General features: G+C 69.5%; 16 protein-coding genes. 8 read left to right on the top strand and 8 right to left on the bottom strand.

What is annotated here, in order from left to right; translation table 11 throughout:
* Positions 1-20 precede the first annotated feature (20 nt).
* From FHR32_RS15740 to FHR32_RS15730, 3 genes are read left to right on the top strand one after another with little or no spacing between them, the layout of a single operon-like run.
* Positions 21-491: a phage holin family protein gene (locus tag FHR32_RS15740; protein ID WP_184754994.1), complete on the top strand. Its 471-nt coding sequence runs from the start codon at positions 21-23 to the stop codon at positions 489-491.
* Complete coding sequence (locus FHR32_RS15735; RefSeq protein ID WP_184754993.1) at positions 488-1,411, top strand: alpha/beta fold hydrolase; 924 nt, start codon at positions 488-490, stop codon at positions 1,409-1,411. Before FHR32_RS15740 ends, FHR32_RS15735 begins: the two co-directional genes overlap by 4 nt.
* On the top strand, positions 1,408-1,857 hold the full coding sequence (locus FHR32_RS15730; protein WP_184754992.1) for a DUF309 domain-containing protein: 450 nt from the start codon (positions 1,408-1,410) through the stop codon (positions 1,855-1,857). The genes FHR32_RS15735 and FHR32_RS15730 overlap by 4 nt, the downstream gene beginning before the upstream one ends.
* On the opposite strand, the gene FHR32_RS15725 is transcribed toward FHR32_RS15730, so the two are convergent.
* Entirely contained in the window at positions 1,858-3,126 is a 1,269-nt protein-coding gene (locus FHR32_RS15725; RefSeq protein WP_221465423.1) for a MarP family serine protease, read from the bottom strand. It lies immediately after the preceding gene.
* Here FHR32_RS15725 and FHR32_RS15720 point away from each other — a divergent pair, their 5' ends adjacent.
* Positions 3,127-3,678 (top strand): HEAT repeat domain-containing protein, encoded by a 552-nt coding sequence (locus tag FHR32_RS15720; protein ID WP_184754991.1) that lies wholly within the window; start codon positions 3,127-3,129, stop codon positions 3,676-3,678.
* On the opposite strand, the gene FHR32_RS15715 is transcribed toward FHR32_RS15720, so the two are convergent.
* Both FHR32_RS15715 and nth read right to left on the bottom strand, forming a co-directional pair.
* A complete protein-coding gene (locus tag FHR32_RS15715; protein WP_184754990.1) occupies positions 3,628-4,269 on the bottom strand; it encodes an NUDIX hydrolase in 642 nt (213 codons plus the stop codon). The two genes, FHR32_RS15720 and FHR32_RS15715, sit on opposite strands and share 51 nt — an antisense overlap.
* 62 nt (positions 4,270-4,331) lie before the next feature.
* Positions 4,332-5,051, bottom strand: coding sequence for an endonuclease III (gene nth, locus FHR32_RS15710; protein WP_184754989.1), 720 nt, complete (start codon positions 5,049-5,051; stop codon positions 4,332-4,334).
* Positions 5,052-5,138: 87 nt separating this feature from the next.
* Between nth and FHR32_RS15705 the strand changes: the two genes are divergently transcribed.
* The gene (locus FHR32_RS15705; RefSeq protein ID WP_312882374.1) at positions 5,139-5,819 is read left to right on the top strand and encodes a Crp/Fnr family transcriptional regulator; all 681 of its coding nucleotides are present in this window, start codon (positions 5,139-5,141) and stop codon (positions 5,817-5,819) included.
* Here the strand turns inward: FHR32_RS15705 and FHR32_RS15700 are convergent.
* From FHR32_RS15700 to sp36, 4 genes are all read right to left on the bottom strand, one after another.
* Positions 5,816-6,631: an MBL fold metallo-hydrolase gene (locus tag FHR32_RS15700; protein WP_184754987.1), complete on the bottom strand. Its 816-nt coding sequence runs from the start codon at positions 6,629-6,631 to the stop codon at positions 5,816-5,818. The genes FHR32_RS15705 and FHR32_RS15700 overlap by 4 nt on opposite strands.
* Positions 6,628-7,455: an NUDIX hydrolase gene (locus tag FHR32_RS15695; RefSeq protein ID WP_184754986.1), complete on the bottom strand. Its 828-nt coding sequence runs from the start codon at positions 7,453-7,455 to the stop codon at positions 6,628-6,630. Before FHR32_RS15695 ends, FHR32_RS15700 begins: the two co-directional genes overlap by 4 nt.
* A 71-nt stretch (positions 7,456-7,526) precedes the next feature.
* Positions 7,527-7,985, bottom strand: coding sequence for a RidA family protein (locus FHR32_RS15690; RefSeq protein WP_184754985.1), 459 nt, complete (start codon positions 7,983-7,985; stop codon positions 7,527-7,529).
* Positions 7,982-8,137 carry a Sp36 family protein gene (sp36, locus tag FHR32_RS15685; protein ID WP_012887236.1) on the bottom strand — a complete coding sequence of 52 codons (156 nt, stop codon included), beginning with the start codon at positions 8,135-8,137 and terminating at the stop codon, positions 7,982-7,984. The genes FHR32_RS15690 and sp36 overlap by 4 nt, the downstream gene beginning before the upstream one ends.
* A gap of 187 nt (positions 8,138-8,324) precedes the next feature.
* On the opposite strand from sp36, the gene bagA reads away from it, so the two are divergent.
* Entirely contained in the window at positions 8,325-9,329 is a 1,005-nt protein-coding gene (bagA, locus tag FHR32_RS15680) for an ATPase BagA (protein ID WP_184754984.1), read from the top strand.
* Positions 9,326-10,483 (top strand): ATPase BagB, encoded by a 1,158-nt coding sequence (bagB, locus tag FHR32_RS15675; protein WP_184754983.1) that lies wholly within the window; start codon positions 9,326-9,328, stop codon positions 10,481-10,483. The genes bagA and bagB overlap by 4 nt, the downstream gene beginning before the upstream one ends.
* A 112-nt stretch (positions 10,484-10,595) precedes the next feature.
* Here bagB and FHR32_RS15670 read toward each other — a convergent pair whose 3' ends face one another.
* The gene (locus FHR32_RS15670) at positions 10,596-10,892 is read right to left on the bottom strand and encodes a WhiB family transcriptional regulator (RefSeq protein ID WP_012887233.1); all 297 of its coding nucleotides are present in this window, start codon (positions 10,890-10,892) and stop codon (positions 10,596-10,598) included.
* A gap of 387 nt (positions 10,893-11,279) precedes the next feature.
* On the opposite strand from FHR32_RS15670, the gene FHR32_RS15665 reads away from it, so the two are divergent.
* Positions 11,280-13,379: a transglycosylase domain-containing protein gene (locus FHR32_RS15665; protein WP_246466982.1), complete on the top strand. Its 2,100-nt coding sequence runs from the start codon at positions 11,280-11,282 to the stop codon at positions 13,377-13,379.
* The last annotated feature ends 23 nt before the right edge of the window (positions 13,380-13,402 follow it).

Below are 13,402 nucleotides of genomic sequence, written 5' to 3'. Positions count from 1 at the left end.
GCGCTTGATAGGAGACCCTCATGACACAGATTCCACCCGCGGAGCCACAGGAGGAGTCGCTGGGCGCGCTCGTCGCCGCGGCCAGCGACCAGATCTCCACCCTGGTGCGCGCCGAGATCGAACTGGCCAAGTCGGAGCTCAGTTTCAACGCCAAACGGGTCGGCATGGCCGCGGGCCTCCTCGGCGCCGCCGCGTTCATGGCCCACCTGGTCCTGATCCTGGCGTCGTTCACCCTCGCCTACGCCCTGGTCGCGCTGCACGTGTGGACATGGCTGGCCTTCGCGATCGTCACCGTGTTCTATCTGGTCGTGGCCGGGCTGCTGGCCTTCATCGGCATCAGGAAGTTCAAGGGCCTGCCCGGGATGAAGCGGACCCTGCGCTCGCTGAAGACCATCAAGGGCGGCGAGGACAAGCTCGTCGCCACGCCGTCGGCCTCGCCCACCGCGGGCCAGATCGGCACGCACCGCGAACCGGTGAGACCGGGCCAGTGAGCCGTCCCGACGAGTCCCTGGTCAGGATCGAAGGTCCGTGGACCCACCGCTCCGTGCATGCCGGCGGCACCCGCTTCCACATCGTTGAGGCCGGTAAGGGCCCTCTCGTGCTGCTCCTGCACGGGTTCCCGCAGTTCTGGTGGAGCTGGCGCAACCAGCTCGTCTCGCTGCCCGCGGCCGGCTACCGCGCCGTCGCCGTCGACCTGAGGGGTTACGGGGCCAGTGACAAGCCACCACGCGGCTATGACCTGCCCACCCTGGCCGGCGACGCGGCCGGGCTGGTCCGGGCGCTGGGCGAGACCGGGGCGATCGTCGTCGGCCACGACTGGGGCGGTCTGCTGGCCTGGACCATGTCCGTGCTGGACCCCAAGACGGTCCTGCGGCTGGTCCCGGTCTCTGCCCCGCACCCGCGCCGGCTCCGCTCCGCGCTGCTCGGCGATCGGTCCGGCCAGCTCAGAGCCTCTCTCTACGCACTGGGCTTCCAGCTTCCCTTCCTGCCCGAGCGCCGCCTGACCGCCAACGAGGGCGCGCTGGTGGGACGGCTGCTGGACGAGTGGTCCGGGCCGAACTGGCCGGAGGAGGAGGTGGCGAAGACCTACCGCGACGTCTTCCGCATCCCCACCGTGTCGCACTGCGCGCTGGAGTATCACCGCTGGTTCGCCCGCTCCCAGCTCCGTCCCGACGGACTGCGTTATGCCAGGACCATGCGGAAGGAGATCGGCACGCCCACGCTGCAGATGCACGGCGCGCTCGACAGGCACGCCCTGCCCCGCACCGCCCAGGGCTCCAGCCGCTACGTGGCGGCCCCCTACCGGTGGCGGCTGATCGAGGGCGCCGGGCACTTCCCGCACGAGGAGCGGCCGGAGGAGTTCGACGCCGAGCTCATCGGCTGGCTGTCCGACCCGGAGCCCGACCGATGACCGCCCGCGACCGTGACCCCGACGGAAGACCCCGCAACCAGCGTCCCCGGGACGCGTTCGGACGGCCCCTGCCGCATGGGGCGCAAGGCGTGGAGCGCGTCCCGGACGACTACGCCCCGAGTGCGGACGAGGCGCTCTCGGAGGCACGCCGGCTGCTCGGTGTGAGCCGGCCGTTCCACGCCCACGAGGTGCTCGAAGGCCGGTGGAAGACCGCCCCGGAGGAGGAGCGGGAGCTCTGGCAGGGACTGGCGCAGATCTGCGTGGGCCTCACCCATCTCCAGCGGGGCAACCGGCGCGGGGCGGCCGCGCTGTTCGCGCGGGGCGCCGACAGGATCATCCGGTACGGCATGCCGTACGAGGAGATCGCCGTGGCGGTGCGAGGGATGGCCGAGGTGGACGGTCCGGACGCCGGAACGGCCATCGCCGTGATCAGGGATCTGCTCTAGCTAGTTTCGGTCGCAGTCCTGGGTTCCCACCTGGTTGAACAGCTTGGAGCCGTCTTCGGCGTCCGGCGCCACCTCGGCCGCGGTCAGCACGAAACCGGTCTCCACCCTGTCGGTGGCCGCCGCGAAGACGACGCCGTAGACCCGGCCGTCGGTGGTGAGCAACGGCCCGCCGGAGTTGCCCTGCCTGACATCGCCGCGGATCGAGTAGATGCCGCGGACCACGGTCTTGCGGTCATAGATGTCGGGCCCCTTCGCCCGCTGCTGCAACCGGATGCGGGCCGGTGCCATGGTGAACCCCTTGTCGTGCGGGAAGCCCGCGACGATGGCGTTGTCGCCCCTCTTGGCGCTGCCGTCGAAGCGCAGGACCGGCAGGTTCAGGCCGGGGACATGGAGGATCGCGATGTCCCTGTCGGGGTTGTAGAGCACGACCTTGGCCGCGTGGGTGTTGTTCAGGTAGTCGGTGACCTGGAGGTCCTGATCGACCCCCGCGACCACGTGGGCGTTCGTCATGATCTTGTTCTGCGAGTAGACGAACCCGGTGCCCTCGATGTGCCTGCGGCAGCTCGTGGCCACGCCCTGGACCTTGACGATGCCCCGGCGGGCCCGTGTGAGCTGGGCGCCCTTCGGCACGCTCTGGTCGGGCGGCGCGACCTCGACGAACTGGCCGCCCCCGATGGCGTCGAACACCCTGGGGAAGCCGGAGGTGTCGATGAAGTCCTTGAACGGCTTCTGCAGGTCCTTGGCCGCCTTCGGCATCGTCTGGTCGACGGTGCCGATCAGCAGGGACTTGCTGACCTGCTCGCTGAGCAGGGTGAACTGTGAGGAGGTCAGCAGCGACCCGATCAGCCAGGCGATGATCAGCACGGAGAACGCGCTCGCGAAGGTGCCGCCGACCGCGTCGACCACCTTCGCGGGCTCCCAGGTGACATGGCTGCGGACCACCGCGCCGATGGTCGAGGAGGCGAACTGCCCGATCGTGGCGGTGAGGAAGACGATGACGATGGCGAGCAGCGCCCGCTCGGTATCACCGTCGACCAATGCGGCGGCGATCGGCGGGGCGATGAACATGCCCAGCAGCCCGCCACCGACGAATCCGACAAAGCTCAGGGCACCGATGATGAACCCCTGGCGGTATCCCGACACAGCGAAGGCCACCATCAGGGCGATCAGGATGAGATCAAGGAGATCACCGCTCACCCCTTTACGGTATCCAGCGTCCGGCCCGCGCGTGCACCCCTTGCGGTAGGTCCACGCGGTTATCGTGGTCATATGGCAACGATCGGGGGGCCGGCGGCCGTGGAGTCTCTCATCGAGACCGCGCTGCGGGACCAGGACCACGACGGCACGACCCGCTGGCACGCGATCACCATGCTGCACGCGCGAGGCGATCTGCAGACCTTCATCGCGGCCCGGCGGCCGTGCGCGGGCGACACCGCCTCCGAGCGGATGCTGGGAGTGGACATCCTGGGCAGGCTCGGGTTCGTCGAACGCAGCCTGCCGGTGCTGCGTTTCCTGGCGGCCGGCGAGGACGACTGCATGGTCCTCTACTCGGTGCTGATCGCCTTCGGCCATCTCAGGGACCGTCGCGCGCTGCCCTCGGTGATCGCCCTGGGTGAGCACCCCGATCGCCGGGTCCGGTACGGCGCGGCCTACGCACTGCCGAACATCATGGGCAGTCCGCCCGACCCGATGGGTCTGGCCGCTCTGCGGCGGCTGGTCAAGGATCCCGACGACGACGTGGCCGACTGGGCCTGTCTCGGCCTGGCGCTGTCAACGGGACGCGAGGTTGAGGACGTCAGGCGGCAGATCCTCGATCCGTGACCGGTCCCAGGGGAGCTCGAAGCCCGAGCCGGCGAGCACCCCGTCGAGCACTCCCGCGGTGAAGCCCCACACCAACAGCCCGCGCACCCGGAAGGCCGGGCCCGAGTAACCGCTCGGGTGGCGCAGCCCGAGCCGGTTGGCCGGGTCGACGAGTTCGGAGATCGGGACGCGTTCCACCGACTCGACCTCGTCGGGCGAGGCCGCGTGCACCACGCAGGGCGTGTGCCACCAGCCCAGCACCGGAGTGACCCGGTTGTCGCTGCGCCCGACGTACAGTTCGGGCATCGTGCCGACCACCCGTACACCGGCCGGATCGAGGCCGGTCTCCTCCCGGGCCTCGCGCAGCGCGGCGGCGATCGGACCGTCGTCCTCGGGATCGACCCCGCCGCCGGGGAAGGCGGGCTGCCCCGCATGCCGGCGCCCGCGCGAGCTGCGCTGGATCAGCAGCACGTCGGGGCCGAGCGGCCCCTCGCCGAAAAGCATGAGCACGGCGGCCGGGCGTCCGCCCGAACGCGGCGGACGCAGGGCCGGAGGCACCGGCGCCCTCGCGACCCGCTCGGCCAGCGTCTCCAACCATCCGGGGACTTCCACGGGCACACCTCCGGTCTCTGCAACACGGCACCCCGCTCCGCGCTTCCCGATCGGATGGCCGGTTACGAGAAGGGGCCGGGACGTACCAGTTTGGCGGCCTGGACGGGGTCGACGGGGCCGAGACCGTAGGAGGGGCAGAGCGCGGCGAGCGGGCACACGCCGCAGGCGGGTCTGCGGGCGTGGCAGATGCGGCGGCCGTGCCAGATCAGGCGGTGGGACATCATCGTCCAGTCGCGTTTCGGGATGAGCCCCGCGACGACATGCTCGATCCTCACCGGATCGGTCTCCCCGGTCCAGCCGAACCGCCGGACGAGCCGCTGGAAATGCGTGTCCACGGTGATGCCGGGGACGCCGAAGGCGTTGCCGAGCACCACGTTGGCGGTCTTGCGGCCGACGCCGGGCAGCGTGACCAGGTCCTTGAGCCTGCCGGGGATCTCACCGCCGTAGCGGTCGCAAACGGCCTGGGCCATGCCGATGATGCTGGTGGTCTTGGCCCGGAAAAAGCCCGTCGACCGGATGAGCTCCTCCATCTCGGCCCGGTCCGCACCTGCGTAATCCTCAACTGTCCGATATTTCGCAAAAAGCGTTGGAGTAACGATGTTGACCCTTTTGTCCGTACACTGCGCAGATAGGATTGTCGCGACCAGCAGTTCCAGGGGAGTGCGAAAGTCGAGTTCGCAGTGCGCGTCCGGGTAGGTTTCCGCCAGAATGCGGTCCATCCGGCGAGCGCGACGGACCAAGGCGAGCGGAGATTCACCGGCACGACCGACGTTGCGAGGCACCCGGTAAGCCTACGCGCATGGGCCCCTTGAGAGTCGCTTGGTGGGATGGGTCACAATGACTGCGTGAGCCGTGAAACAGGAGGCACTGTGAACACTGACGACGTGCTGGGCAAGGCCCCTCTGTTCTCGGCGCTCGACCGTGAGAGCGCCGCCGCGCTGCGCACCAGCATCTCCGAGGTCGAGCTGTCCAAGGGGCAGACCCTGTTCAGCGAGAACGAGACCGGGGACCGCCTGTACGTGGTGCTCGAGGGCAAGATCAAACTGTCCAGGACCGCGCCTGACGGCCGGGAGAATCTGCTCAGCGTGCTCGGCCCGAGCGAGATGTTCGGCGAGCTGTCGCTGTTCGACCCCCGTCCCCGTACGGCGTCCGCCACCGCGCTGACCGATGTCCGCCTGGCCGGACTCGGCCACGACGACCTCCGTCCCTGGCTGACGGGCCGCCCCGAGGTCGCCCTGCACCTGCTGCGCGCCCTGGCCCAGCGGCTGCGCCGTACCAACGACGTGCTGGCCGACCTGGTCTTCACCGACGTTCCCGGGCGCGTCGCCAAGGCCCTGCTCGACCTGGCCGACCGCTTCGGCCAGCGGATCGACGACGGAGTCCGGGTCCACCACGACCTCACCCAGGAAGAGCTGGCCCAGCTTGTCGGGGCCTCCCGTGAGACCGTGAACAAGGCCCTGGCCGACTTCGCCCAGCGCGGCTGGCTGCGCATCGAGGCCAAGGCCGTGGTCATCATGGATCTGGAGCGGCTGCACAACCGCTCGCGCTAACGGCCGCCGCCCGCACCGCCTTCACGACCCTCGAGATAGGAGAGCTGGGCGCGGACCGACATCTCGGCGGCGGGCCAGAGCGACCTGTCGACGTCGGCGTAGACGATCTCGACGATCTCCCCCGGTGTTCTCGCACCTCGCTCTCGCGCCTCCCGGATCTGGTCCAGTCGCCGCCTCCGGTGGGCGATGTAGCCGTCCAGGGCGCCGATCGGGTCGGGCAGCACCGGGCCGTGCCCCGGGAGCAGCGCCTCGGCGCCGACCCGCTCGGCCCTCGCGCGCAGCAGGTCCAGGGAGCGCAGGTAGTCGGCCAGGTCGCCGTCCGGAGCGATGACGGTGGTGCCCCGGCCGAGCACGGTGTCCCCGGTCAGCATCGCCCGATCCTCGGGCAGCCAGAAACAGAGTGAGTCGAACGAGTGGCCGGGGGTGCCGACCACGTGGAGTTCCAGCCCACCGGCGGTGAGCACGTCGCCGTCGGCGAGTCCCTCATCACCGAGCCTGTGCTCCGGATCCAGGGCTCTGACCGGCGCGCGGACCAGCTCGGCGAACCTCCTCGCACCACCGCTGTGATCATGGTGCCCGTGGGTGAGCAGGATCGTCGTCACCCTCCGTTCCCGGAGGAGATCGGCGACCCGCCGCAGGTGCGGCCCATCGTCCGGCCCCGGATCGACGACCAGCACGTCCTCCCCCCTGCCGATCACCCACGTGTTGGTGCCGTCCAGGGTCATCGGGGAGGGGTTGGGCGCGAGAACGCTGAGAGTGTGAGCCGTCCCGGACCCGTCGGGCCCCTCAAGAGGAATCCGCAGACCACTCATGCGGCCCCCGACCGGTAGTCGTCGTCGAGCACGATGTGCATCTCCCCGTCCACCTCCACGATCACGGGCATGAAGGTGACCATCTCACGCTCGGCGCCGAGCACGTCGGCCACGGACGGGTAGTCGCGCAGCTCGCCGAGCGTGCGGTAGGTCGGGGGCATCAGGAAGATCTGGCCGTTCTTGGCCTGGTCGATCGCGTCGGCGGGCCGTACCCAGGCGACCTGGTCCGCCTCGCCGCCGACGTCGCGGGTGCGCTGGCCCGGCGGGAGCGCCGCGACGAAGAACCGGGTGTCGAAGCGTCTGCGCTCGACCTCGGGAGTGATCCAGTGGGTCCAGGGACGCAGCAGGTCGGAACGGAGAACCAGGCCGCGCCTGGCCAGGAAGTCGGCGAACGACAGGCTCCGGTCGATCAGAGCGAGCCGGTCGGCCTCCCAGTCGTCACCGGTGGTGTCGGCGACGACGGAGGCGGGGGACGTCCCGGCGAGCAGCACCCCGGACTCCTCGAATGTCTCCCGCACGGCGGCGCAGACCAGGCCACGCGCGGTCCTCTCGTCCGCGCGGAAGACCGCTCCCCACTCCGCGGGCGAGGGCCCGGCCCAGGAGATCGCGTGGTCGGTGTCGCGGGGGTCCACCGAACCGCCGGGGAAGACGTAGGCCCCCGCCGCGAAGGCCATGCTCGCCTTCCGCCGCAGCAGGTAGACCTCGACGCCCTCGCGCAGGAGGACCACGGTGGCGGCGTCCCTGGCCGGGACGGGCTCCACCCGCCCGGCCAGGATGTCGCGCGCACGCTCGCCGAACTCACCAGGAAGCGGAATCCCACCCATTCAGACCCTCCACCAGAACAACACTCGGTTCAGGGTCCATCATGTGGCACGGCTCCCGCACCGGACAATCGTCAGCGGACCTCGGCGATCAGCTCGACCTCGACCGGCGCGTTCAGCGGCAGGACGGCCACGCCGACCGCGCTGCGGGCGTGCTTGCCCGCCTCTCCCAGGACCTCTGCGAGCAGCTCGCTGGCGCCGTTGACGACCTGGGGCTGGCCGCTGAAGGCGGGGTCGCTGGCCACGAAGCCGACGACCTTCACGATCCGGACGATGTTCGACAGGCCTCCGGCCACCGAGGCCACCGCCGCGAGGGCGTTGAGCGCGCAGGTCCTGGCGAGCTCGCGCGCCTCCTCGGGGCTCACCTCGGCGCCGACCTTGCCGGTCGCCGCGAGCTTGCCGTCCACCACCGGAAGCTGGCCCGAGGTGTAGACGTGGTCGCCTGAGCGGACCGCCGGCACGTAGGACGCCAGCGGCGCCACCACCTCGGGCAGCGTCAGCCCGAGCTCGGCCAGCTTCTCCTCCGGCGTCACTGCTTCGGCCGCTTCAGGTAGGCGACCAGCTGCTCGGGGTTGGGCCCCGGCACGACCTGGACGAGCTCCCAGCCGTCCTGGCCCCAGTTATCGAGAATCTGCTTGGTCGCGTGGACCAGCAGAGGCACCGTCGAGTACTCCCATTTCGTCATGTGGGACACATTAGCGAGGCGGCTCCCGCTGAGCGTTCCCTACGGGCGTCCCCGCGGGTGGAGCGCGACCGCCGGCCTCCCACGCGGCACCGGAGTGGGCAGGATCACTATGACAATCCGCACCTGCGGTCCCACCAGTGGACAGCTCCGGCGAATCGTCGAGTGACTGTTGGGTAGCCTTCGGAACGTGAGAGCTCGCGACACCGATTGGGACGGCGTACGCCTCCACGTCGTCACCGGCAAGGGCGGCACGGGGAAGACCACGATAGCCGCCGCACTCGCCCTCGCCCTCGCCGCGGACGGCCGCAAGGTCCTGCTGGTGGAGGTCGAGGGCCGGCAGGGAATAGCGCAGGTCTTCGACCTGCCGCCGCTGCCGTACGAGGAGAGGAAGATCGCCGTCGCGCCCGACGGCGGGGACGTCTACGCTCTGGCCGTCGACGCCGAAGAGGCCATGCTCGACTACCTGGAGATGTTCTACGGCATGCGCCAGGCGGGCAAGGCCCTGACGAAGATGGGGGTCATCGACTTCGCCACCACCATCGCTCCCGGCTTCCGCGACGTCCTGGTCACCGGCAAGACCACCGAGGCCGTCCGCCGCAAGGCCAAGGACGGCAGGCGGGTCTACGACGCCGTCGTGCTCGACGCGCCGCCGACCGGCCGGATCGCCCGCTTCCTCAACGTCACCAGCGAGGTGGCCGACCTGGCCAGGATGGGCCCCATCAAGAACCACGCCGACCTGGTGAACGGCGTCGTCTCCTCTCCGGAGACCGCGGTGCACTTCGTCACGCTCCTGGAGGAGATGCCGGTCCAGGAGACCCTGGACGGGCTCGACGAGCTCCGTGCGGCCGGGCTGCCGCCCGGCGGGATCTTCACGAACATGGTCAGGGAGTCGCTGATACCGGCATCCGTCCTGGACGAGGCGGGCGAGAACCGGTTCGACCTGACCGAGCTGGCACTCGGTCTCAAGGCGTCCGGGCTTACGGACGGCAGCTCCGACGCCACCGCCGTGGCCGAGTCCCTCGGCGAGGAGATCGTCGACCACGCCCGCCGTACGCGCCTGGAGCACCGCGAGAGGGCCTCGCTGGACAGAGCCGGACGCCCCCGCTACGAGCTGCCGCTGCTGGCCGACGGGGTGGACCTGGCCGGGCTGTACGAGCTGGCCCAATCGATCCGCACCCAGGGAGCAGCATGAGCGAGCGCAGCGAACGGTCCGGCAGGCAGCGGACCGTCCCGGTTCTCGACCTCGACGCGATCATCGACGACCCGGGCACCCGGATCATCGTCTGCTGCGGCTCCGGCGGAGTCGGCAAGACCACCACCGCGGCCGCCCTGGGGCTGCGCGCGGCCGAGCGCGGCCGTTCGGCCGTGGTGCTGACCGTGGACCCGGCCCGGCGGCTGGCACAGTCCATGGGACTCACCGAGCTCGACAACACCCCGCGGCCCGTCGCGGGCGTGGCGGGCGACGGCCATCTGCACGCCATGATGCTCGACATGAAGCGGACCTTCGATGAGATCATCGAGGCGCACGCGGACCCCGAACGGGCCCGGCAGATTCTGACGAATCCTTTTTATCAATCTCTGTCGTCCAGTTTCTCCGGCACACAGGAATACATGGCGATGGAGAAACTCGGCCAGCTCCGCCGGTCGGGCGACTGGGACCTGATCATCGTGGACACCCCGCCCTCCCGCTCCGCGCTGGACTTCCTCGACGCGCCGGAACGGCTGGGCCGCTTCCTCGACGGGCGGCTGATCCGGGTGCTGATGGCCCCCGCCAAGGCCGGCGGGCGCAGCGCGTTCAAACTCCTCAACGCGGGGTTCGGCTTCGTCGCCGGTGCCATGACCAAGCTGCTGGGCGCGCATGTGCTCAAGGACCTGCAGACGTTCGTCTCCGCGCTGGACGCCGTCTTCGGCGGGTTCAGGGCACGCGCCGAGCAGACCTACAAGCTCCTGCAGGCCCCCGGGACCGCGTTCGTCGTCGTGGCCGCGCCCGAACGGGACGCGATGCGTGAGGCCTCCTACTTCGTGGAGCGGCTCGCCGAGGAGCGCATGCCCCTGGCCGGGCTCGTGGTCAACAGGGTGCACCTCTCACCGGCGGCCGCCCTGTCGGCGGCGCGGAGCACCGCGGCGGCCGAGAACCTGGAGTCGAAGGGCGAGCACGAGCTGACCGCCGCCGTCCTGCGGTTGCACGCCGGCCGGATGCAGCTGGCCGCCCGTGAACACCGCGAGCAGGAACACTTCGCCTCCGCCCATCCCACGGTGCCGGTGGCCCGGGTCCCCGCCATGGCGGAGGACGTGCACGACCTGGACGGGCTGCGCGAGGTGGGGCGGCTCCTGGGCGCCCAGTGATCCCCGGGCCTGGGCGTCCGGACCGCCCGGAACCGGGGCGCAGCCTGCCATAGGGCGGACACGCGAATGTACGGCTGGCGCTCGGCGCCAGCCGTACGGGATCGGCGCGAACTCAGCCCGCTATCAGCTCGTTCGTTCGCTCGTACTCTTCTTTGGCCAACTCCAGCAGGTCACGCCAGGAGTCGACATCCGGTCGCCGACGCAGCAGCGCCCGGCGTTCGCGCTCGGTCATCCCGCCCCACACCCCGAACTCGATGCGGTTGTCCAGCGCATCGGCGAGGCACTCGGTCCGGACCGGGCATCCTCGGCAGATCAGCTTTGCTCGGTTCTGGGCAGCACCCTGAACGAACAACGCATCAGGATCCGCACCCTTACAGGCCGCACGGGAGGTCCAATCCGTGATCCACATTCGACCCCACTCCCCTTAGGTGGTCAGTCGTGACTTGGGGCCGACGGGCGCGGGCGTCGAGCCTCCGTATTCAATTGCCGCAGAAAGAGAACGTACGCAACCAGACGTTCGGGCCGACAGACCCCGGCGGGACCAATTTCTCGCATGGTCATCAGCGGCCATGTGGCCGGGAATGACTAGTCACCTGATCGATTACGTGCTCGACGCGCGGCGAAATAGTCTTCCGTTACCGTTTGGGGCATCCGTACGACGTAACCTTGACTCGTGCAAGCTCAGGGCAAAGATCAGGGATCGGTCGTCGGGAACCTTCTGCGGCTGGTCGCCGCATCCGCTGCCACAGGCGTATTGGTCGCTGCCGTCGCGCTTCCGGCGGTGGGCGGCGCGGGAATGACCGTGAAGTCCGCCACGGAGGAGCTGCACCTGCTCCCCGAGGAGCTCAGCGAGCCTCCACTCGCGGAGAAGACCACGCTGCTCGACGCGGACGGCAAGCAGTTCGCGCAGTTCTTCTACGAGAACCGTGAGTCGGTGAAGCTCGACCAGGTCGCCGACATCATGCAGACCGCGATCGTCTCCATCGAGGACTACCGGTTCTACCAGCACGGGGCCATCGACCTGGAGGGCACCTTCCGCGCCGCGGTGAAGAACCTCTCCGGCGGCGGAGGCATCCAGGGCGGCTCCTCCATCACCCAGCAGTACGTCAAGCAGGTGTTGGTCAACAGCGCGGAGACCAAGGAGGAGCAGCAAGCCGCCATCGAGACGTCCTACTCCCGCAAGCTCAACGAGCTGCGTTACGCGATGGCGGTCGAGGAGAAATACACCAAGTCGGAGATCCTTGAGCGCTATCTCAACATCGCCTACTTCGGTGCGGGCGCCCACGGGATCCAGGCCGCGTCCAAGCGATTCTTCGACAAGCCCGCCTCCAAGCTGAACCTGTGGGAGGCGGCCACCCTGGCCGGAGCCGTGCAGAACCCCAGTGGGACCGACCCGAACGCGGGAAAGGCCAGCCGTCAGCGGCTGCTGGACCGGCGCAACACCGTCCTGGACCGGATGTACGAGCTCAAGAAGATCACCTTGCAGGAGGCCACGGAGGCCAAGGCCAAGAAGCTCGGGTTCAAGGACGTCCCGGTCCCCGGCGGCTGCGACGAGAGCACCTCTCCCTACTTCTGCCTCTACGCCCAGTACGAGCTGCTCAACAACGAGGAGTTCGGCAAGACGGCCACGCAGCGCAAGAAGCAGCTCCAGCGGGGCGGTCTGACGATCCAGACGACGCTCGACCCGACGGCGCAGAAGGCGGCGGAGAAGGCCATCAAGCAGTACGTGAAGACCAGCGACAAGCCGGTCGCCTCGCAGGCGATGGTCGTGCCCGGCACCGGCGCCATCAAGGCGATGGCCGCCAGCCGGAAGTTCGGGCAGAACAAGAAGAAGAACGAGATGAGCTACAACCTCGCCGCCGACGTCCAGCACGGCGGCGGCAGGGGTTTCCAGGCCGGCTCCACGTTCAAGGCCTTCACCCTGCTCACCGCCCTGGACAAGGGGATGAAGATCAACGACGGCAACAGCACCGGAGCGGAGTACAGGGCTCCGGGCTACAGCTCGTTCCGCGACTGCGCGGGCAACCGGGTCGGTGCCCCCAGCCACGGCGTCCGCAACTCCAGCGAGGGCGGCGGCGGCTTCAAGACCCTGACCACCGGCACCCTGGGCTCGGTGAACACCTTCTTCGTGAAGCTGGAGGAGCAGGTCGGCCTCTGCAACGTGGTCAAGACGGCCAAGAAGATGGGCATCAAGCGGGCCGACGGCGACAAGCTGCAGGAGGTCGAGACCTTCACCCTCGGCGTCAACGAGATGGACCCGGTGACGGTGGCCGCCGCCTACGCGACGATCGCCGCCCGCGGCACCTACTGCAAGCCCATGGCCATCACCGAGATCCGCGACCGCACCGGCAAGGCCGCATCGTACAAGCCGAAGTGCAGCCAGGTCCTGGACGAGGAGGTCGCCGACGCGGCCACCCACATCATGTCCGGGGTGTTCACCAAGGGCACGATGAGCGAATACGGCGGCATCGGCCGTCCGGCCGCAGGCAAGACCGGCACCACCGACGGCTACACCGCCGCCTGGTTCGCCGGTTTCACCCCCGACCTCGCCTCCGCGGTCAGCCTCGGAGACCCGCGCGGCGCCTTCGAACACGACCTGGTCGGCGTGACCATCGGCGGGCGCTACTACAGCTACGTGTACGGCGCCACGATCTCCGGTCAGATCTGGAGAAGCTCCATGTCCAGCGCTCTGAAGAACGTCGAGCCGACCCCCTTCACCCCGGTGAACATGGAGCGCTTCGGCGGTTGCTCCGGAGGCTGCGCGCCACCGCCCGCCAGGAAGCCGCGCGACAACGGGGACGGCCCGCCCTCCACCGACGACACCACCGTGAACAACGACAACGGCGGCAACGGTGGCTTCCCGAACAACGGCACCCCCGCTCCCACCGGCCAGTAGAGACGCCGGAGCCCTCCCCTGAA

Origin of the sequence: Streptosporangium album (assembly GCF_014203795.1) — a bacterium.
GTDB lineage: Bacteria > Actinomycetota > Actinomycetes > Streptosporangiales > Streptosporangiaceae > Streptosporangium > Streptosporangium album.
This window is presented reverse-complemented; position numbering and strand designations above follow the sequence as displayed.

Coding starts and splice junctions, on each gene's coding strand:
- FHR32_RS15670 (WP_012887233.1), bottom strand. CDS start 10,892: ATGTGGATCACGGATTGGACCTCCCGTGCGGCCTGTAAGGGTGCGGAT.
- FHR32_RS15665 (WP_246466982.1), top strand. CDS start 11,280: ATGACCGTGAAGTCCGCCACGGAGGAGCTGCACCTGCTCCCCGAGGAG.
- FHR32_RS15740 (WP_184754994.1), top strand. CDS start 21: ATGACACAGATTCCACCCGCGGAGCCACAGGAGGAGTCGCTGGGCGCG.
- sp36 (WP_012887236.1), bottom strand. CDS start 8,137: ATGACGAAATGGGAGTACTCGACGGTGCCTCTGCTGGTCCACGCGACC.
- FHR32_RS15725 (WP_221465423.1), bottom strand. CDS start 3,126: ATGACCACGATAACCGCGTGGACCTACCGCAAGGGGTGCACGCGCGGG.
- FHR32_RS15730 (WP_184754992.1), top strand. CDS start 1,408: ATGACCGCCCGCGACCGTGACCCCGACGGAAGACCCCGCAACCAGCGT.
- FHR32_RS15700 (WP_184754987.1), bottom strand. CDS start 6,631: ATGAGTGGTCTGCGGATTCCTCTTGAGGGGCCCGACGGGTCCGGGACG.
- FHR32_RS15720 (WP_184754991.1), top strand. CDS start 3,127: ATGGCAACGATCGGGGGGCCGGCGGCCGTGGAGTCTCTCATCGAGACC.
- FHR32_RS15695 (WP_184754986.1), bottom strand. CDS start 7,455: ATGGGTGGGATTCCGCTTCCTGGTGAGTTCGGCGAGCGTGCGCGCGAC.
- bagB (WP_184754983.1), top strand. CDS start 9,326: ATGAGCGAGCGCAGCGAACGGTCCGGCAGGCAGCGGACCGTCCCGGTT.